At 67.3% G+C, this 17,555-nt stretch carries 18 protein-coding genes and 1 tRNA gene; 9 read left to right on the forward strand and 10 right to left on the reverse strand.

Going from position 1 to position 17,555, the window contains the following annotated elements:
- Positions 1-117 precede the first annotated feature (117 nt).
- From AC1PLA_RS12950 to AC1PLA_RS12970, 5 genes are read right to left on the reverse strand one after another with little or no spacing between them, the layout of a single operon-like run.
- Positions 118-1,026: a dihydrodipicolinate synthase family protein gene (locus tag AC1PLA_RS12950; RefSeq protein ID WP_349779283.1), complete on the reverse strand. Its 909-nt coding sequence runs from the start codon at positions 1,024-1,026 to the stop codon at positions 118-120.
- The gene (locus AC1PLA_RS12955) at positions 1,023-2,336 is read right to left on the reverse strand and encodes an FAD-dependent oxidoreductase (RefSeq protein WP_481104689.1); all 1,314 of its coding nucleotides are present in this window, start codon (positions 2,334-2,336) and stop codon (positions 1,023-1,025) included. The genes AC1PLA_RS12950 and AC1PLA_RS12955 overlap by 4 nt, the downstream gene beginning before the upstream one ends.
- The gene (locus AC1PLA_RS12960) at positions 2,329-2,574 is read right to left on the reverse strand and encodes a 2Fe-2S iron-sulfur cluster-binding protein (protein ID WP_024937895.1); all 246 of its coding nucleotides are present in this window, start codon (positions 2,572-2,574) and stop codon (positions 2,329-2,331) included. The genes AC1PLA_RS12955 and AC1PLA_RS12960 overlap by 8 nt, the downstream gene beginning before the upstream one ends.
- Positions 2,571-3,761 carry an NAD(P)/FAD-dependent oxidoreductase gene (locus AC1PLA_RS12965; protein WP_481104690.1) on the reverse strand — a complete coding sequence of 397 codons (1,191 nt, stop codon included), beginning with the start codon at positions 3,759-3,761 and terminating at the stop codon, positions 2,571-2,573. The genes AC1PLA_RS12960 and AC1PLA_RS12965 overlap by 4 nt, the downstream gene beginning before the upstream one ends.
- The gene (locus AC1PLA_RS12970) at positions 3,761-4,699 is read right to left on the reverse strand and encodes a proline racemase family protein (protein WP_481104691.1); all 939 of its coding nucleotides are present in this window, start codon (positions 4,697-4,699) and stop codon (positions 3,761-3,763) included. The genes AC1PLA_RS12965 and AC1PLA_RS12970 overlap by 1 nt, the downstream gene beginning before the upstream one ends.
- 160 nt (positions 4,700-4,859) lie before the next feature.
- On the opposite strand from AC1PLA_RS12970, the gene AC1PLA_RS12975 reads away from it, so the two are divergent.
- From AC1PLA_RS12975 to AC1PLA_RS12990, 4 genes are all read left to right on the forward strand, one after another.
- A complete protein-coding gene (locus tag AC1PLA_RS12975) occupies positions 4,860-5,576 on the forward strand; it encodes an AraC family transcriptional regulator (protein ID WP_024937898.1) in 717 nt (238 codons plus the stop codon).
- A gap of 205 nt (positions 5,577-5,781) precedes the next feature.
- Positions 5,782-7,422 carry a signal recognition particle-docking protein FtsY gene (ftsY, locus tag AC1PLA_RS12980; protein WP_481104692.1) on the forward strand — a complete coding sequence of 547 codons (1,641 nt, stop codon included), beginning with the start codon at positions 5,782-5,784 and terminating at the stop codon, positions 7,420-7,422.
- Positions 7,423-7,760: 338 nt separating this feature from the next.
- On the forward strand, positions 7,761-8,834 hold the full coding sequence (gene mutY, locus AC1PLA_RS12985; protein WP_481104693.1) for an A/G-specific adenine glycosylase: 1,074 nt from the start codon (positions 7,761-7,763) through the stop codon (positions 8,832-8,834).
- 22 nt (positions 8,835-8,856) lie between these two features.
- Positions 8,857-9,135 carry an oxidative damage protection protein gene (locus tag AC1PLA_RS12990; RefSeq protein WP_016902008.1) on the forward strand — a complete coding sequence of 93 codons (279 nt, stop codon included), beginning with the start codon at positions 8,857-8,859 and terminating at the stop codon, positions 9,133-9,135.
- Positions 9,136-9,397: 262 nt separating this feature from the next.
- On the opposite strand, the gene AC1PLA_RS12995 is transcribed toward AC1PLA_RS12990, so the two are convergent.
- Together AC1PLA_RS12995 and AC1PLA_RS13000 are read right to left on the reverse strand one after the other, a co-directional pair.
- Complete coding sequence (locus AC1PLA_RS12995; protein ID WP_481104694.1) at positions 9,398-11,023, reverse strand: hybrid sensor histidine kinase/response regulator; 1,626 nt, start codon at positions 11,021-11,023, stop codon at positions 9,398-9,400.
- A 133-nt stretch (positions 11,024-11,156) separates the two neighbouring features.
- Positions 11,157-11,489 (reverse strand): SMR family transporter, encoded by a 333-nt coding sequence (locus tag AC1PLA_RS13000; RefSeq protein WP_039523025.1) that lies wholly within the window; start codon positions 11,487-11,489, stop codon positions 11,157-11,159.
- On the opposite strand from AC1PLA_RS13000, the gene AC1PLA_RS13005 reads away from it, so the two are divergent.
- Both AC1PLA_RS13005 and AC1PLA_RS13010 read left to right on the forward strand, forming a co-directional pair.
- Entirely contained in the window at positions 11,401-11,589 is a 189-nt protein-coding gene (locus AC1PLA_RS13005; RefSeq protein WP_481106251.1) for a hypothetical protein, read from the forward strand. The two genes, AC1PLA_RS13000 and AC1PLA_RS13005, sit on opposite strands and share 89 nt — an antisense overlap.
- Positions 11,590-11,759: 170 nt before the next feature.
- Positions 11,760-12,434, forward strand: coding sequence for a class I SAM-dependent methyltransferase (locus tag AC1PLA_RS13010; protein ID WP_024937904.1), 675 nt, complete (start codon positions 11,760-11,762; stop codon positions 12,432-12,434).
- 13 nt (positions 12,435-12,447) lie between these two features.
- Here the strand turns inward: AC1PLA_RS13010 and AC1PLA_RS13015 are convergent, their stop codons facing one another.
- The 3 genes from AC1PLA_RS13015 to AC1PLA_RS13025 all read right to left on the reverse strand — a co-directional run bounded on the left by AC1PLA_RS13015 (position 12,448) and on the right by AC1PLA_RS13025 (position 14,222).
- A complete protein-coding gene (locus AC1PLA_RS13015) occupies positions 12,448-13,020 on the reverse strand; it encodes a hypothetical protein (RefSeq protein ID WP_481106197.1) in 573 nt (190 codons plus the stop codon).
- A gap of 456 nt (positions 13,021-13,476) precedes the next feature.
- A complete protein-coding gene (locus AC1PLA_RS13020) occupies positions 13,477-13,734 on the reverse strand; it encodes a hypothetical protein (RefSeq protein WP_024937906.1) in 258 nt (85 codons plus the stop codon).
- 412 nt (positions 13,735-14,146) lie between these two features.
- A tRNA-Phe gene (locus AC1PLA_RS13025) sits at positions 14,147-14,222 on the reverse strand.
- A 179-nt stretch (positions 14,223-14,401) separates the two neighbouring features.
- On the opposite strand from AC1PLA_RS13025, the gene AC1PLA_RS13030 reads away from it, so the two are divergent.
- From AC1PLA_RS13030 to AC1PLA_RS13040, 3 genes are all read left to right on the forward strand, one after another.
- Positions 14,402-14,938 carry a lipocalin family protein gene (locus AC1PLA_RS13030; RefSeq protein WP_481104695.1) on the forward strand — a complete coding sequence of 179 codons (537 nt, stop codon included), beginning with the start codon at positions 14,402-14,404 and terminating at the stop codon, positions 14,936-14,938.
- A 138-nt stretch (positions 14,939-15,076) separates the two neighbouring features.
- A complete protein-coding gene (locus tag AC1PLA_RS13035) occupies positions 15,077-15,553 on the forward strand; it encodes an LEA/WHy family protein (protein WP_481104696.1) in 477 nt (158 codons plus the stop codon).
- Positions 15,554-15,590: 37 nt separating this feature from the next.
- A complete protein-coding gene (locus AC1PLA_RS13040) occupies positions 15,591-17,384 on the forward strand; it encodes an acyl-CoA dehydrogenase C-terminal domain-containing protein (RefSeq protein ID WP_481104697.1) in 1,794 nt (597 codons plus the stop codon).
- Positions 17,385-17,555: the final 171 nt, after the last annotated feature.

The raw sequence follows: 17,555 nt of genomic DNA on the forward strand, positions 1-17,555 counted from the left end.
AGGATGCCGCGCTGATGCGACATCCTCATCGACCCACCTCGCGCTACGCCGGCCACCGCGTCCGCGCGTGCATCCGTGCGCGGCGCTCATCCGGTGGCGTGCGGCGCGAACTCATCGTCAGGACAGTTTGGGCGCAGTGGCGATGGCGTGGTCGATGACCTTGAGCGCGGCCTCGCGCTCGGCACCGTCGACCACCAGGCGCGGCGCGCGCACGCGCTCGCTGCCCAGGCCGACCTTTTCCTGCACCAGTTTGATCAACTGCACGAACTTGGGCACGGTATCCAGGCGCAACAGCGGCAGGAACCAGTCGTAGAGTTCCTTCGCCGCCGGATAGCCACCGTCGCGCGCGAGTTCGAACAGGCGCACCGATTCCTTCGGGTAGGCGTTGACCAGGCCGGCGATCCAGCCCTTGGCACCCATGCTCAGGCCTTCGACGATGGCATCGTCCATGCCCACCAGCAGCGCCAGACGATCGCCCAGCAGCTCCTGCAGCGCGGCGAAGCGGCGCACGTCGCCCGAGGATTCCTTCACTGCCTGCAGGTTGGGGAATTCGGCGGCCAGCTCGGCGATCTGCGCCGGGCCGAAATCGGTCTTGTAGGCCACAGGGTTGTTGTACAGGATCACCGGCAGGTCGGTGGCGGCGATCACCGCGCGCACATGCGCGCCCATCTCGCGCCAGTCGGTGGAGTAGACGTAGGGCGGCAACACCATCAGCCCGCCGCAACCGAGGTCCTTGGCCGCCTTGGCCAGCACCACCGCCTCACCGGTCGCCAGGCTGGCGATGCCCGGCACCACCGGCACGCGGCCGTTCAATGCGCTAACCAGCGTCTTGAGCACGGCCAGCTTGTCGTCCACGCTCAGGGTGGCTGCTTCGCCCAGCGAGCCCAGCGGCACGATCGCGGTGCAGCCGGCGTCGGCCAGTTGATTGGCGTGCTTGGCGAGGAAGTCGTGATCGATCTCGCCGGAGGCGGTGAACGGGGTGGTGATGGCCGGCAGCACGCCATGCCAGAACGCAGCAATACTCATGGATGATTCCCTTGCGAGTCGGAAGTGAACGGGTCGGCCAGCGCCGCGAGGCGGACCGGGAACAACGGCGGCCGGCGGCCGGCGTCGGTGGAAAGCGCGGGCGGGCAGCGCCCAAGCTCGGCGAGCGCGGTGCCGCAGATGCGGCCCTGACAGGCGCCCATGCCGCAGCGCGAAGCGAGCTTGGCATCGCGTGCATCGTTGAAGTTGTCCAGCGCGCCCAGCGGCACGTCTTCGCAGCGGCACACCAGCGTGTCGGGCTGTGCCAGCGCGCGGATGCGTGGATCAAGAGCGAACTGCTGTTGCAGCACCTCGGCGAACGCACGCGCGGCACGTCGCCGCGGCTGCAGGCGCAGCGCCGCGTCCGGCGCGTCGGCAGCCATGTGCCCGGCCATCGCGCCTTCGATCAGCGCGCAATCGCGTCCACCGATGCCGCAGGCCTCGCCCGCTGCAAAGACCTGCCGCACGCTGGTGCGCAGCAGTGCGTCCACATGCACCTGTTGATGCGCGCCGTACGCGTCCAGCCGGCAACCGAGCAGCTGTGCGAGCTCGGTGTTCGGCACCAGGCCATAGCCAACCGCCAGCTGGTCGCAGGCAACACGCGTGCGGCCGGCCCGCCCTTCGATCTCGATTTCGCGCAGTTGCGTGTCGCCATGTGCGGCAACGACAAAGCTGCCGGCGCGATACGCCACCGCGCGCAATTGCAGGCGCAACGCCACCGCCTGCGCTGCCTTGCCCGGCCAGCGCCACAACTGCAGCGCAAACTGCCGCAACGCGGCCGCTGATGTCTGTTCGTGGATGCCAAGCACCTGCGCGCCATGCCGTTGCAAGGTGGCCGCACTGGCCAGCAGCAGCGGGCCGCTGCCGGCGGCCACCACACGCTTGCCGGCCAGCGGCCAGCCCTGTTTGGCCAGCGCCTGCGCCGCACCGGCGCCGGTGACACCGGGCAGGGTCCAGCCCGGAAACGGCAGCAGCAATTCGCGCGCGCCGGTGGCCAGCACCAGGGCGGCGTAATGCAGTTGCAGGGAACCGTGCGGGCCATCGGCCAGCAGCCAGCCCGGCTGCGCCAGCAGGATCTGCGTCTGCGTCAGCAACGTGATCGACGCCGCGTCCTGCACCTGCCGCAACAGCGCGCGCGCATCGGCCGGCGCGCCGTGCCGCACATCGTTGCGCCACACCTGCCCGCCGGCACGCGGCTGCAAGTCGACCACGCCCACCCGCACGCCATGACTGGCCGCTGCCTGCGCTGCCGCCAGGCCGGCCGGGCCGGCGCCGATCACCAGCACATCGAAATGCTGCACGCGCTCAACCATCGGTGCGTACCTGCATGCCGTCGCGCGCATCCACCAAGCAGGCGCGTTGCTGACCGATGCCGTCGATGCGCACCCTGCATTCGAAACATACGCCCATGCCGCACAACGGCGCGCGCGGCTGGCCGCTGCACGACTGCCGGAACTGCAGCGTCGCCTGCGCCACCGCAGCGGCCACGCTGGCGCCGGCCGGCACCTCGACCGCTTGCGCATCCACGTGCAGGCGTACCGTCGCGCTCATGCGGCTGCACCATGCACGGCGCGCGCAGGAGCGTACGGGCTGGGGTCGATGGCCGGGGTGCGCCCAAGCAGGCTGTCCACGATCACCCGGGCGCTCCCCAGCGCCGTGGTGACACCCAGCCCTTCGTGACCGGCGGCCACCCACACATCGCGCCGGCCGGGCACTGCCCCGAGATACGGGCGTCCGTCCGGCGTGGCCGGGCGCAGCCCGGTCCATACCCGGATCGCCTGCAACTCGCGCAGCACCGGCAGATAGGCGAATGCGCGCTGCAACATCTGCTGCAATACCGGCAGCGACAGCGCGCGATCGTGCTCGCCGAACTGGCGCGAGGAGCCGATCAATATCTGCCCGGTCGGCCGCGGCTGCACATTGAAGGCCACGCTGGTGGCGTCGGCGCCATGCGCCGAATCGGCATAGCCCAGTTCCAGTAGCTGATGCCGGATCAAGCCAGGATGCCGGTCGGTGATGACCAGATGGCCCTTGCGCGGGCGCAGCGCCAGCTCGGGCAACAACTGCGGCAAGGCCACCCCGCTGGCCACCAGCACCGGGCCGGCCAGCAGCTGGCCATCGTCCAGACGCACGCCCTGCGCCTGCAACTGCTCCACCTTGCGGCCGGCAAACAGCTGCGCGCCCGCCTTGCAGGCCAGGCTCACCAGATGCCGCGCCACCCGCGGCGGATACACCACGGCCTCATCGGGCACGCGCATGCCGCCGGCCAGGCCCGCCACCAGTTGCGGCTCCAGTGCATACAGCTGGCTGGCATCGATCGCGTCGGCATGCAGGCCGGCCGCCGCCAGCCGCGCGACCTTGGCCGGCACCGCCGCCAGTTCGCGCGCATCGCGGGCCACCCACAGCGTGCCGCAGCGGCTGAATTCGGCCTCGCTCAGTTGTGCAAAGCGCTCCCACAGCCGCAGCGAATACGCCGACAACGCCAGCTCGGCCGGGTCGTCGTCCATCGCCACCAGGTGCCCCATCGCCGCCGCGGTGGAACCGCCGCCGATCGGCCCCGGCTCGACGATCGCCACCCGCAGCCCTTCGCACGCGGCCGCCTCGGCGCAGGCCGCGCCGACGATGCCCGCGCCCACCACGATCAGGTCGTAGCTGCGCCGCGTGGACGCTGCCGACGGCGCCGCATCGGCGGCCAGCGCGCTGCCAACTCCCTCCGATGCGGGCCGCACTTCGTCCATCAGGCCACGATGCCCCAGGCGAACGGGTCGGCCGGGTCGATCAGCAGCTGCGCGCGCGCGGTAATGTAAGCATGCCCGCTGATGCGTGGCGCAATGCCGCGCCCGCTGAGGCGATAGCTTCCTTCGAAGGCGCTGCCCAGAATGCCCTGCTGTACCCAGCGCTCGCCTTCGGCCAGCTTGCCGTCGGCGGCCAGGCAGGCCAGCTTGGCGCTGGTGCCGGTGCCGCACGGCGAACGGTCGTAGGCCAGCCCCGGGCACAGCACGAAGTTGCGCGCCACGCCGCTGCCATCGGGTGCGCTGCCGTTGATTTCGATATGGTCGATCTCGCCACCGGCCTCGCCGGTGATGCCGGCCGCTTCCAGCGCCAGCCGGATCGCCTCGGTATAGGCAGTCAGCTCGCGCTGATGCGCCAGGTCCAGCGCACACGGCGCCTGCCCGGTGATGAAGAACCAGTTGCCGCCCCAGGCCACATCGCCACGCACCAGCCCGTAACCGGGCACGTCCACGTCCACCTCGGTCGCGACGCGATAGCTGTCGACATTGTCGACCGACACCGTGCCGTCTTCGGCCAGTTCCACGCCGACCGTGCCGACCGGCGTCTCGATGCGGTGCTGGCCCGGCGCGATGCGCCCCAGCTCGGCCAGCGTACGCACCACCCCGATGGTGCCGTGCCCGCACATGCCCAGGTAGCCAACGTTGTTGAAGAAGATCACCCCGGTGCAGGCGCTGGGGTCGCGGGCCGGCAGCAGCAAGGCGCCGACCATGGTGTCCGAGCCGCGCGGTTCGCAGGCGATCGCGCTGCGCCACTGGTCGAAATCGCGGCCAAACCGCTCGCGGCATTGCGCCAGATCGCCATCGCCCAGATCGGGGAAGCCGGAGAGGACCACGCGGGTAGGTTCGCCGGCCGTATGGGAGTCGATGACGTCGATGGTGTGCATGGCTCATGCTCCCACTGCCGGCTGGCGGACGACTAGCGTCCAATGCGAGTTGCAAATGCGGAAATCCGCACAATCGACAACCCGCTTCACAGCCCCGCGTTTGCGCTAGGATCAATACAGGGCCGCGCCTTTCGTGCAGCCGTCAATCGTGACCGCCACCATGACGCCGATGGACCTCAACCTTCCCGCGCTGGAAATGCAGACGCTGTTCGATGCGCTGCCGGACGTGGTGTTCTTCATCAAGGACAGCGAGGGCCGCTACACCCATTGCAACCTGACGCTGGTGCGCCGGCTCGGACGCAAATTGCGCAGCGAAATCATCGGCCGCTCGCCACTGGAAGTGTTCCCGCTGCCGCTGGGCGGAAGCTACATGATGCAGGACCGCCGCGTGCTGTGTGGCGAGCTCATCGACAACCAGTTGGAGGTGCATCTGTATCCCAACCGCCTGCCCGGCTGGTGCCTGACCTTCAAGCGCCCGCTGTGCGAGGCCAATGAAGTGATTGGCGTGGTCGGCATTTCGCGCGATCTGGGCCAGCCCGACAGCCGGCACTCGGCGTACGAGCGCCTGAGCCAGGTGATGGATCACATGCAGGCCAACTTCGGCGACAACCTGCGCGTGCAGAGCCTGGCCGACCTGGCCGGCCTGTCGGTGGCGCAGCTGGAACGGCACTTCCGCCGCGTGTTCCAGGTGACTCCGCAGCAACTGCTGACCAAGCTGCGGATCGAATCGGCGATGCGGCTGCTGTACGGCGACGACAGCATCGCCAGCATCGGGCAGCGCTGCGGCTTTGCCGACCAGAGCGCATTCGCGCGTCAGTTCAAGGCAACCGTCGGCATGACCCCGCGCGATTACCGAGCGCTCAAAGGGCAGTTATAGGCACGCAAACACACGCTGACACACCACTGGCACAAATGCCGAATTCGGCAGCATTGGCGATGCCGCGGCGATGCGGTTTGCGCGGGTCGTTGCACCGCTATTGCGGTGCGCAGGAGGTGGCCCGGACAGGGCCGCGCTGAAGGTCGCGTCAAGGCGACCCTGGGCCCGGATGGTAGAATTTCTGGTTTCCCCTACCGCGTTGCCAATGGCCAGCTTTTTCCGCCGTAACAAGCCAACCACGCCCGACAGCGCGCGTACCTCGCGCTATAGCCTGGAAGAACTGGCAGCCGCATTCCCCACCGCGCCGTCTGCCGCCACCCCGGCATCGCCGGTCGAGGCAATGCCGACTGCCGAACCCGGCACATCGGCCACACCAGCATCACCCGCGCCTGCCGCACCGGCGCGTAGCCATGCGGTAACGCCGACGCCAGCCGCAACGCCGCCTTCCGCGGCACCGGCCGACCAGCTTGCCCAGGACATCGCCGCGCGCACTGGCCAGGCGCAGAGCGTTGCCGCAGCCCCCAACGCACCCACGCCGCCTGCCACGCCGGCACCTGAGGCCCTGCAGGCACTGCCCGACCCGCTTCCGTCTGCCGCGCCGCACGCTCCCACGGTAGTGGTACCGCCTCCGGTGGTCGTGCAGCCGCACAGCCTACCCGCGCAGCCGGCAGGCACGCCTGCGCAAGGCGCCGCGCCCGCAGTCGTACCGTCGACCGCAACGCCTGCTGCCACGCCTACCGTCGTGACACCCGCTGTCGTGACGCCTGCCGCCGCAACAGCTGCGCCCACAGTGCAACCGGCCGTCGCCCCGTTGCCCACCGCCGCGCCCAGCGTCGTCGCCCCGGCCGTGATCAGCGCCCCAGTGCCGGCCAGTTCCGACAACGACAGCATCAACGGCCAGCGCGATGCGCTACCGGCCGCTCCGGCCGGCAAGCCGGGCTGGCGCGACCGTCTGCGCAACAGCAGCTTCGCGCGCAGCTTCGGCGGTCTGTTCTCGCGCAACCCCAAGCTCGACGACGATCTGCTCGACGAGATCGAAACCGCGCTGATCACCGCCGACGTCGGCATCGGCGCGACCACCGCCCTGGTCGAAGGGCTGCGCAAGCGCATGAAGTCGCGCGAGTTCGCCGATGCGCAGGCGATGTTCAAGGCCTTGCGCGCCGATCTGATCGCGCTGCTGCAGCCGGTTTCCAAACCGCTGGTCATCGACCGCTCGGCCAAGCCCTTCGTGGTGCTCACCGTCGGCGTCAACGGCGTCGGCAAGACCACCACCATCGGCAAGCTGGCCAAGCGCTTCAAGGACGACGGCAACAGCCTGATGCTGGCCGCCGGCGACACCTTCCGCGCCGCGGCGGTGGCGCAGCTGCAGGCCTGGGGTGATCGCAACGGCGTGGCCGTGATCGCACAGGGGCAGAATGCCGATGCCGCCTCGGTGGCGTTCGACGCGCTGCAGGCCGCCAAGGCGCGCGGCACCGAGGTGTTGATCGCCGACACCGCCGGCCGCCTGCACACCCAGACCGGGCTGATGAACGAACTGGGCAAGATCCGCCGCGTGCTCGGCAAGATCGATGCCGCCGCACCGCACGAGGTGCTGATGGTCATCGACGGCACCACCGGCCAGAACGCCATCTCGCAGCTGCGCCAGTTCCATGCCGCGGTCGGCGTCACCGGCCTGGTCGTGACCAAGCTCGATGGCACCGCCAAGGGCGGCGTGGTGTTCGCACTGGCGCGCGAGTTCAATATCCCGATCCGCTTCGCCGGCATCGGCGAACGCCCGGAAGACCTGCGCGTGTTCGACCCGGTCGCCTTCGTCGATGCCCTGCTGCCGGAAGCCCTGGGCAGCTGAGTGGCAGAGGCCTGCCCGCATCTGCAAGCGCTGTGCGCGCAGGCGCTGCAGACAGGCTGCACGCTACGGGGAGTGTCCGGCGACTGGTCGCGCGCCACATGTGTCCTGGAGTTCTCCCAGCCGTTGCCGGCGGCATTGCGCAAGCAGGCGCGGCGCAATGCAGCGTTGGTTCATTACCATGCACCGGCCGCACCGCACTGGCCTGGCGATGAAGGCTTCTTCTGCGACCAATGCCGGGTTGGACTTGCGTTTCCGCTGCACTGATCGGCCTACCGCCATACGCGCACAGCCGGGCGTCATCCGCCCGCCGTCATCGCCCTCCTTCGCCAGCAGACCCCATGCCAGCCGATCACGCCACTGCCACCGCTGACGCCTTCGTCGACCGCCTGCTGCACTGGTTCGACGGCCACGGCCGCCACGACCTGCCCTGGCAGCACCCGCGCGCGCCCTACCGCGTGTGGCTGTCGGAAATCATGCTGCAGCAGACCCAGGTTGCGGTGGTCATTCCGTATTTCCACAAGTTCGTCGCCAGCTTTCCCACCCTGGCCGACCTGGCCGCAGCCGACAACGACACCGTGATGGCGCACTGGGCCGGGTTGGGCTACTACGCACGCGCACGCAACCTGCATGCCGCAGCCCGGCAATGCGTCGCCCTGCACGATGGCGAGCTGCCACGCGATTTCGATGCCTTGCTGGCGTTGCCCGGCATCGGCCGCAGCACCGCCGGCGCGATCCTCAGCCAGGCCTGGAACGACCGCTTCGCGATCATGGACGGCAACGTCAAACGTGTGCTGACGCGCTTCCACGGCATTGCCGGCTACCCCGGCCTGCCGGCGATCGAAAAGCAGTTATGGCAACTGGCGACGACGCATGTGGCGCAGGTGCCGGCCGGCCGCCTGGCCGACTACACCCAGGCGCAGATGGATTTCGGCGCCACGCTATGCACGCGCGCCAGACCGGCCTGCGTGCTGTGCCCGCTGCAGGACGATTGCGTGGCGCGCCGCGATGGCCTGGTGGACGCACTGCCCACGCCCAAGCCCGGCAAGGCGTTGCCCGAGCGCGAAGCCACCGCCTTGCTGCTGGAAAACGCAGACAGGCAGATCCTGCTGCAGCGCCGCCCGCCGACCGGCATCTGGGCCTCGCTGTGGACGCTGCCGCAGGCCGAGACCGACAGCGGCATGCGCGCATGGTTCGACAAACACATCGATGGCAACTACGACCGCGCCGACGAACTGCCGCTGATCGTGCACACCTTCAGCCATTACCGACTGCATCTGCAGCCCTTGCGCCTCGGCAAGGTCGCACTGCGCCCGGCGGTACGCGACAATGACGACCTGCGCTGGGTCGCCCGCGCCGATCTCGCATCGCTGGGCTTGCCGGCGCCGATCCGCAAACTGCTCGACGCCCTCTAGGCGCGCACTCAAAGGAATCCGCATGTCCCGCACCGTGTTCTGCCAGTACCAGCAATGCGACACCGAAGGCCTGGATTTTGTGCCGTATCCCGGCGAGCTCGGCCAGCGCGTGTTCGCGCAGATCGGCAAGAGCGCATGGCAAGCCTGGCTGGCGCATCAGACCATGCTGATCAACGAAAACCGGCTCTCTCCGCGCGACCCCAAGCACCGCGCATTTCTCGAAGCCGAATTGCAGAAGTTCCTGTTCGAACGCAATGCCGACAAGCCGGATGGCTATGTCGCGCCGATGAGCGAAGAGTAAGCACGTCAGGATTCAGCGCGGCCAACAGACCACTGCGCTCACTGCCGGACAGGCGCGGCCTGTGACCGGGATCGGCGTGCATCACGCATGCCGTCCAGGTCCTGCGCGACACTTACTTCGGGCCGGGCACTGCTGGCCGCGGCTTTAGACAGGACAAAAAGAGCGCAGCGCAGGATAGACCTGCAGCGCAGCCCCCGCTACACGATCGCAGCGACCATCTGCAGGCGACATCCGGGCATCGCACTGCCCGGATGCGTGCGCCTCAACCGACACCGGTCGGCCCGTCCAGCAGCATGCGGATCCGCTTGAGCAGCTCCTTCTGCGTATACGGTTTGTTGACCACGTCGAACTCCGCGCCGCCCACGTCGGTGCGCTGAATGCTGGCGTCGGCATAGCCGGTGGTCAGCAGAACCTTGATTCTGGGCAGCATGCGCCGCGCCTCGCGGGCCAGCACCACGCCATTCATGCCGCCGGGCATGATCAGATCGGTGAACAGCGCATCCACTTCCGCATGCTGCTCGAGTAACTCGATCGCCTCGCGCCCGCTGGCTGCAGAGAGAATGCGGTAACCGGCGTTTTCCAGGAACATCCTGGCCACCACCGCCACGTCCTGCTTGTCTTCCACCACCAGGATGGTTTCGCTGCCGCCCTTGTCGATGGCACGGCTCTTGACGGCCTGCAGGTCGTTCTCGAACTCGTTGGATGCGGGGAAATACAACCGCACCGTGGTGCCTTCGCCCACTTCGCTGTAGATGCGCACGGTGCCGCCGGACTGCTTGACGAAGCCGTACACCATCGACAGACCCAGGCCTGTGCCCTGCCCCTCGTCCTTGGTGGTAAAGAACGGCTCCATGACGCGGCTGGCCACCTCCGGCGGCATGCCCAAGCCCGTGTCGCTGACGGCAATGCTCACATAGCGACCCGGCGCCAACTGGTGGTGCATGGCCAGATCGTGGCTGGTGATTTCCACGTTCTGGGTCTGCACGGTCACTTCCTTGCGCTCGGACTGCGCCATCGCATCGCGCGCATTGATCAGCACGTTCAACAGTGCCACTTCGGCCTGGGTGGTGTCGATCTGGCAGTTCCACAGCCCCTCTTCCAGCGACTGCCGCAGGCTGATGCCGCCCCCCAGCGTGCGCTCGGCCATGTTGTTCATGCCCGACACCAGGCCATTGAGATTGACTACCCGCCCCCGCAATTTCTGCTTGCGCGAAAACGCCAGCAATTGCTGGGTCAGGGTGGCCGCCTTGGCCGCGGCCGTTGCGGCATGTTCGGCGCTGAAGGCGATGCGTTCGGCGTTCCTGGCGGCATCGCCGGAGACCATCATCTGGATCACTTCCAGATGCCCGGACATCACCTGCAGCAGATTGTTGAAATCGTGCGCGATGCCGCCGGTCAACTGCCCCAGCGCTTCCATCTTCTGCGCCTGGCGCAAGGCGTCCTCGGCATCGCGGCGACGACTCACGTCCAGCTGCGAACCGAAGAAGTAGACCAGGTTGCCTTGCTCGTCGAACACCGGCGAGACGAACAGCGCGTTCCAGAACGAGGAACCATCCTTGCGGTAATTCAGCACCTCGGTGGCGAATTCGCGGCGTTGCTCGATGGACTCGCGCACGTCCTGCACGCTGGCCTGATCGGTTTCCGGGCCCTGCAGGAAACGGCAGTTGTTGCCGATGATCTCCTCGGACGAATACCCGGTCATTTCCAGGAACGCCCGGTTGGCGAACACGATCGGATTGTCGGGCAGGTGCGGGTCGGTGACCGTCATCGGCATCCGCGTAGTTTCCACCGCGGCAAAAAAGATATCCGAGCGATGCTTCTCCACAGGCAGGCTGCGAGATTCGCTGATATGAGGCGCCCGCAGCTCTCCGTGACGGGTATCGTTCAAGTGATGTTCTCCGCGGGGCCATTCCCGTGGCGATAGTCTAGTTGGGGCCGGTGAGTTGATCCCTCACATCCATGAGCCTTTCCCGTACGGCCGCGCCCGCCGATGCAACCCGGCACGCGGGAGGCAGCACGCGCTAATGCGGCGCCACCTTGGAAAACACGTTGATGACCACCGCACCGGCCACGATCAGCCCCATGCCTAGCAGCGCCGGCGCATCCAGCCGTTGTCCGTGCACGGCCCAGGCCACCAGCGAAATCAACACGATGCCTGCGCCCGACCACATGGCGTAGGCGATGCCGACCGGGATCACCCGCAGCGTCAGTGCCAGGAAATAGAACGAAATGCCGTAGCCCAGCACGGTGAGCAGCGATGGCCACATGCGCGTGAAGCCTTCGCTCGATTTGAGCGCCGCCGTGGCGGTGACCTCTGCGCAGATCGCGATTGCCAGGAATATCCAGTTCTTCATCGCCGCACCCTGCCTGTGGAATGCGGCGACCATAGCGGCAGGCACCGGCTTGCTTGCAAGCGCGCCGCTGTGCGCCATTGCCTGCGCCGTCGCTTGCTGAAAGCAGGCTAATGAAGGCACGGCGGGCGAGCAGTGGCAGGCAGGTGCATCGGTCGTTTTGCCGTAGCATGCGCAGGCAGCAAGCAGCTCTTGCGCTTCATTCGGCCGTTCTGGCGCCGTTGCGCGCGTCTTTCCAGCCAGCGCAGGCTCTGGCAATCATGCGATGCCACCATGCCGGGCTACCAGACCCAGATTCACGAGTTGACCTTCGGGCAACTGACCTACGTCATCCGCGCACTTGCCGATAAACAGCAATACGCCGATCCGGACGAGAGTGCGGCCGATGCCGGCATCTCCTCGGCGCAGTGGAGCCTGTTCGGGCAGGTCTGGCCTGCCGGCCAGCTACTGGCCGAAGCCATGGCCACGCGCCCGATCGAAGGCAAGCGCATTCTCGAACTCGGCTGCGGCCTGGGGCTGGCCAGCCTGGTGTTGCGCCGGCGCGGCGCCGACGTGGTCGCCAGCGATCATCACCCGCTGGCAGAGGTGTTCCTGGCGTACAACGCCGCACTCAACTCCCTGGACTCGGTGCCGTATCGCCGGCTCGACTGGGACGCCGGCGCGCTGAACATGGGCCAGTTCGACATGATCATCGCCAGCGACGTGCTGTACGAAACCCGCCACGCCACCATGTTAGCCAGCCTCATTCCCGCGCTGGCCAGGCCCTCGTGCGAGATCGTCATCAGCGACCCGGGCCGCGGCAACGCCAACGCGCTCTCGCGCATGCTGGCGGACATCGGGTTTTCGTTGGTCGCCGGCGACCGCCAGGCCGCAGCCCAGGTGGCCAAGGCGCCGCGCCTGTTCGTCTACCGGCGCAACATGGACAACTGGTGGCCGGCAGGCGGCTGATCGCCCTGCCGCGTCACGCGAGTGCAGGCGTATAAGCAGACAGTGCAATCGGCTTGCGCGGATCGGCCTTGATCTCCTTATGCTCGCTCATGCGCATCGCATCGGCATCGGGCGCGTTGTCGGTATTCATCTCCCAGCTTTCCAGCACGCGCTTATGAAACAAGAACTCGCCGCGCACACGGTCGTAGCGGAAGGTGATGTAGTCGGTCCAGTGCTGGCCGCAGGCCACGCCATTTTGCACGGTGAAGTAGGCGCCCTTCGCCACCAGGCCTTGTTCGCCATCCAGAAACGGATCGCATTGCCCGCCCTCGTCGGCCTTGAAGATCACCCGCGTATTGCGCCCGGCAACCACAAAGCCGCCGTCGGCGGTCGCCACCAACACCAGCAGGGTCCGCGCCGGCGCCGGGTCGCTGTTTGTCTTGCGCGCATCTTCTGCCTTGGCGCGCAGGGCCACCACATAATCCGGCTGCCCATCCCCGGTCAGATCCGACTCGGCAAGGCCGATGACCGTCTGCCCGGCAGGCAGCAACCTGGACGCAGCGGCAGGCAGTGTCGTCGCTGCGGTGCACGGCGCGACTGCGGCCATTGTCAGTGCCAGTGCCAGTGCCAGGGCCAACCACAAGCATCGCGTCGTCATCGCCGTTCCTTCATCTGCATGGGACGCCAGCATACGCGGCTATCCAGGCCGGCCGGCTGGTGAGGCGCTGCGCGAGATCATGTCTACGTAGGCGATGCTGCGCGTTGCATCAGTTGGGCATGTATCACGTGGCCGCCGGTTCGAAAATACGAGCGTGTCTGCCAGTGCAATGGCACACGAATAAGAACGGCAGCTCATCATCAGCGGCATCAGCGGCGGCACGTGGTAAGCGCACCCGCGCTGCCAGGCCTACGGTGCGCTGATCGCAAGCCGCGCCGGTGTCCCCGCGCGGCAATCGCTGCTTCTTTCGTTTCCAGCGATTCACCAGTGCACGACGCGGTGGCGCGTTTTAACAGCACAGAAACGGTCCAGCAAAGCCTGACGCCACAGTGCCGACGCCAGGCCTCAGGGCCGGTATTCCTTCGGATCCAGAAACTCGGCGAGACAGGAGCCCACACGCAGCGCCTGCTCGCGCGCATCGCCGCGGTATTCGCCCTGCCCCGCGCCTTCGATGGTGGCGATCGGCGAAGGGTGGTCGCGGTGATACACGAACGCCGTCGACGACCACTGCGTCTGTCCAGGGGCCTGACTTTCCATCGTTTCCACGCGGAACTCTCCGCAGTAGCCGTGGATCAACGTGCGTCGAAGTGTCTTGTGCGTCATGTGCGGAAGTATCGCCACGCGCAGTTGAAGACCACGTGGAAAAACCACCGCGATCTGGCAGCGCGCGATCCGGCTCCAACCCCTTGGGTCATTCACCGGACGCAATCTGCCAAGCCCATTCAAAGGCGGGCCGTACCCGCATCCGCCCGTCGGGCACCTTCTCCCTAGGGGAGAAGGAACAATCGGGCGCTGCTCAGCAGCTGGAGTTTGAGCAGCGCGCACGCGCCGCCCAGGGGCTGGCGTCACAGCACGGAGCAACACAGCAGTTCGCCCAGCCGCAGGCGACAGGTCTGCCGGCAAACGCAAGCAATCCATCCGCAGCAATCGCTGCAACTTGGCGTCAACAAAAACAGGGAAGAGAGTTTGCACATCCGGCGATTGCCGGGAAGCCTTGCGAACGAAGGCTTGGAAATGGTGGCCGAGGACGGAATCGAACCGCCGACACGGGGATTTTCAATCCCCTGCTCTACCAACTGAGCTACTCGGCCACTATCGCAACATGCTGCCTGCGTTGCGAGGACGCGCATCATAGCGAGCAGGCGCAGTTTGAGCAAGCATTGTGATGAACTTTGTTGCGGGCCGGCGCGGCGACCGTGCTTTCCTGCACCGGTTCACGCCGCGCGGCGGGCGGCATGGCCTAGCCTGCGCAGGTCCCGAGGAGATTGTCATGCGCCTGCCCCGCCTGCTGTTGTCGTTCGCCATGCTGCTGCCGTTGATGGCCGCGGCCCAACAGCCGGTACGCGCAGTGCCGCAACTGGACATCTCCCGCTACGCCGGGCAGTGGCACGAGATCGCGCATCTTCCGGTTTCGTTCCAGAAGAAGTGCCGCAGCGACATCACCGCCAGCTACACCTTGCGCGACGACGGACTGATCGGCGTGCGCAATGGCTGCCGTACCGCCGATGGCACCATGGCGCAGGCCGAGGGAGTGGCGAAACCGGTCGCCGGCCACGCCGGGCAGTTGCAGGTGCGCTTTGCGCCGGAATGGTTGAGTTGGTTGCCGCTGGTCTGGGCGGACTACTGGGTGATCGCCCTCGACCCTGACTATCAGTGGGCGGTGGTCGGCGAGCCGGATCGCAAATACCTGTGGATCCTGTCGCGCTCGCCACAGATGCCGCGCGCGCAGCTGGAGCAACTCAAGCGTCAGGCCACGCAGATGGGCTATGACCTGTCGCCGCTGATCGTGGCTGCGCCCTTGCGTTGACGCCAGCAGCCTGAACGCAGGCCGTGCTGCGTGGTGTGCCGCAACGCCTGCGCACGGACACGCCGCAAGGCAGCAAGGCAGCGTCCGTACTGCGTAGTATTCTTGGCGCCGCCTTACACCCGCCAAGGACCTCAGTACATGCGTCGTGCCTACCGTCTCCTGATCGTGTCGCTGGCCTGCAGCCTGCTGCTGAGCGCCTGCGGAGGTGCGGTCCGCCGCGTGTCCGAGCCGGCGGCCAGCATCCAGCAGCTCACCGTGCGTGCCGACGGCTCCTGGTCGGTGGACTTGCGCCTGCAGAACTACAGCAGCATCCCGATGCAGTTCGAGCGCGTGGCGCTGGAAATTTCTGCCGGCGAAGAGGTGGCCGGCAAGCTCGACCAGGCGGTGGGGATGTCGATCGGCCCGGAAACCGCCGACGTGGTAACCGTCAGCGTGCAGCCGACCTCGCTGGGCCGCCTCACCGTGGCCGATGTGCTCGCCGGCGGCCGCTCGCTGCCTTACTCGCTCAAGGGCACGGTGTGGGCGACCCCGCAGGACAAGAAGCAGCGCGATTTCAGCGTCGAGTCGCGCAACACGCTGAGCCCGGCCCCCGGCCTCAACGGCGTGCTGCGCTGACGCGCACGCCTTCCCGCACTCGTTTGAAGGATCCCGCATGAGCAGCTACACCGCCCCGCTGACCGATTTCCGCTTCGCCCTGCACGACGTGCTCGGCGCGCAGGCCCTGTTCGCCCGGCTCGGCTATGCCGACGCCAGCACCGACATCATCGACGCCGTGCTCGAAGAGGCCGGCCGCTTCACCGCGCAGGTGCTGGCGCCGCTCAACAGCATCGGCGACGAAATCGGCTGTGCCTTCGACAAGAGCACCCACGCGGTGACCACCCCGCCCGGCTTCCGTGCGGCCTACGACCAGTTCGTGGAAGGCGGCTGGAACGGGCTCACCGCCGAGACGCAATTCGGCGGCCAGGGCATGCCGCACACGCTGGGCGTGCCGTTGAGCGAAATGATCAACGCCGCCAACCTGGCCTGGGGCAACTTCCCGCTGCTCTCGCACGGCGCGATGGAAGCGCTGCGTCAGCACGGCGAAACCTGGCAGCAGGATGTCTTCCTCAAGCCGCTGATCGACGGCCGCTGGACCGGCACCATGTGCCTGACCGAGCCGCATTGCGGCACCGACCTGGGCCTGCTCAAGACCCGCGCCGAGCCCAACGCCTACGGCAGCTATGCCATCACCGGCACCAAGATCTTCATCACCGCCGGCGAGCACGACCTCACCGACAACATCGTGCATCTGGTGCTGGCCAAACTGCCGGACGCACCGGCCGGCGCCAAGGGCATCTCGCTGTTCGTCACCCCCAAGTTCAAGGTGGACCGCGACGGCAACGTGGGTGAACGCAATGCGCTGCACTGCGGCTCGATCGAGCACAAGATGGGCATCAAGGGCTCGGTGACCTGCGTGATGAACTTCGAAGGCGCGCAAGGCTATCTGGTCGGCCAGCCGCACAAGGGCCTGCAGGCCATGTTTACGATGATGAATACCGCGCGCCTGAGTGTGGGTCTGCAAGGCATCGGCCTGTCCGAGCGGGCGTATCAGAACGCGCTGCGCTACACCCGCGAGCGCCTGCAGTCGCGCGCGCTCAGCGGTGCCAAATTCCCCGACAAGCCGGCCGACCCGATCATCGTGCACCCGGACGTGCGCCGCATGCTGCTGACCATCAAGTCGCTGACCGAAGGCAGCCGCCTGCTCGCGCTGCACGCGGCCAGCCTGGTCGATGTGGCCCACCGCGGCGCCACCGAGCAGGAACGCGCCGACGCCGAGACCCTGGTGAGCTTCCTCACCCCGATCTCCAAGGCCTGCCAGACCGAGTGGTCGATCGAGAACACCTACCACGCGCTGCAGTGCTTCGGCGGCCACGGCTACATCCGCGAATACGGCATGGAGCAGCTGGCCCGCGACGCACGCATCACCACCATCTACGAAGGCACCACCGGCATCCAGGCGCTGGATCTGATCGGCCGCAAGACCGCTGCCAGCCAGGCGGCGGGACTGAAGCTGTTCCTGGCCGATGTGGAAACCTTCGCCAATGCGCAGGAAGGCAATGCCGCACTGGCCGAGTTCATCAAGCCACTGCGCGACAAGTGCAGCGAATGGGCGATGCTGACCCGCGACGTGCTCGATCGCGCCGCCCGCAACCCGGACGAACTCGGTGCCGCCAGCTACGACTACCTGTTCTATTCCGGCTATGTCGTGCTGGCGTACTGGTGGGCGCGCAGCGTGGCCGCTGCCGATGCCTCCGCGCACAGCGAGGAGTTCAAGCGCGCCAAGCGCGAAACCGCCCGCTTCTATTTCGCACGCGTGTTGCCGCGTACGCTGACCCATGCCGCCACCATCCGCAGCGGCGCAGCGCCGTTGATGACGCTGGAAGCGGAGTTGTTCGGCGAAGCCTGAGCAAGCGCCATCATCGCGGCGGGCTGCCGCTGTCGTAGGAGCGGACCTGGCCGCGATGAGGCGGTACCGGTCGGCAAGACGTCGCGCCCGGGTGCGCTCCCACGGCAACATCGCAGAACTCCGCCGCCGTCGTAGGAGCGGACCTGGCCGCGACGAGGCGGTACCGATCAG

Source organism: Xanthomonas sp. NCPPB 1826, assembly GCF_056725285.1.

Coding starts and splice junctions, on each gene's coding strand:
- AC1PLA_RS12950 (WP_349779283.1), bottom strand. CDS start 1,026: ATGAGTATTGCTGCGTTCTGGCATGGCGTGCTGCCGGCCATCACCACC.
- AC1PLA_RS12955 (WP_481104689.1), bottom strand. CDS start 2,336: ATGGTTGAGCGCGTGCAGCATTTCGATGTGCTGGTGATCGGCGCCGGC.
- AC1PLA_RS12960 (WP_024937895.1), bottom strand. CDS start 2,574: ATGAGCGCGACGGTACGCCTGCACGTGGATGCGCAAGCGGTCGAGGTG.
- AC1PLA_RS12965 (WP_481104690.1), bottom strand. CDS start 3,761: ATGGACGAAGTGCGGCCCGCATCGGAGGGAGTTGGCAGCGCGCTGGCC.
- AC1PLA_RS12970 (WP_481104691.1), bottom strand. CDS start 4,699: ATGCACACCATCGACGTCATCGACTCCCATACGGCCGGCGAACCTACC.
- AC1PLA_RS12975 (WP_024937898.1), top strand. CDS start 4,860: ATGACGCCGATGGACCTCAACCTTCCCGCGCTGGAAATGCAGACGCTG.
- ftsY (WP_481104692.1), top strand. CDS start 5,782: ATGGCCAGCTTTTTCCGCCGTAACAAGCCAACCACGCCCGACAGCGCG.
- mutY (WP_481104693.1), top strand. CDS start 7,761: ATGCCAGCCGATCACGCCACTGCCACCGCTGACGCCTTCGTCGACCGC.
- AC1PLA_RS12990 (WP_016902008.1), top strand. CDS start 8,857: ATGTCCCGCACCGTGTTCTGCCAGTACCAGCAATGCGACACCGAAGGC.
- AC1PLA_RS13005 (WP_481106251.1), top strand. CDS start 11,401: ATGCGCGTGAAGCCTTCGCTCGATTTGAGCGCCGCCGTGGCGGTGACC.
- AC1PLA_RS13000 (WP_039523025.1), bottom strand. CDS start 11,489: ATGAAGAACTGGATATTCCTGGCAATCGCGATCTGCGCAGAGGTCACC.
- AC1PLA_RS13010 (WP_024937904.1), top strand. CDS start 11,760: ATGCCGGGCTACCAGACCCAGATTCACGAGTTGACCTTCGGGCAACTG.
- AC1PLA_RS13015 (WP_481106197.1), bottom strand. CDS start 13,020: ATGGCCGCAGTCGCGCCGTGCACCGCAGCGACGACACTGCCTGCCGCT.
- AC1PLA_RS13020 (WP_024937906.1), bottom strand. CDS start 13,734: ATGACGCACAAGACACTTCGACGCACGTTGATCCACGGCTACTGCGGA.
- AC1PLA_RS13030 (WP_481104695.1), top strand. CDS start 14,402: ATGCGCCTGCCCCGCCTGCTGTTGTCGTTCGCCATGCTGCTGCCGTTG.
- AC1PLA_RS13035 (WP_481104696.1), top strand. CDS start 15,077: ATGCGTCGTGCCTACCGTCTCCTGATCGTGTCGCTGGCCTGCAGCCTG.
- AC1PLA_RS13040 (WP_481104697.1), top strand. CDS start 15,591: ATGAGCAGCTACACCGCCCCGCTGACCGATTTCCGCTTCGCCCTGCAC.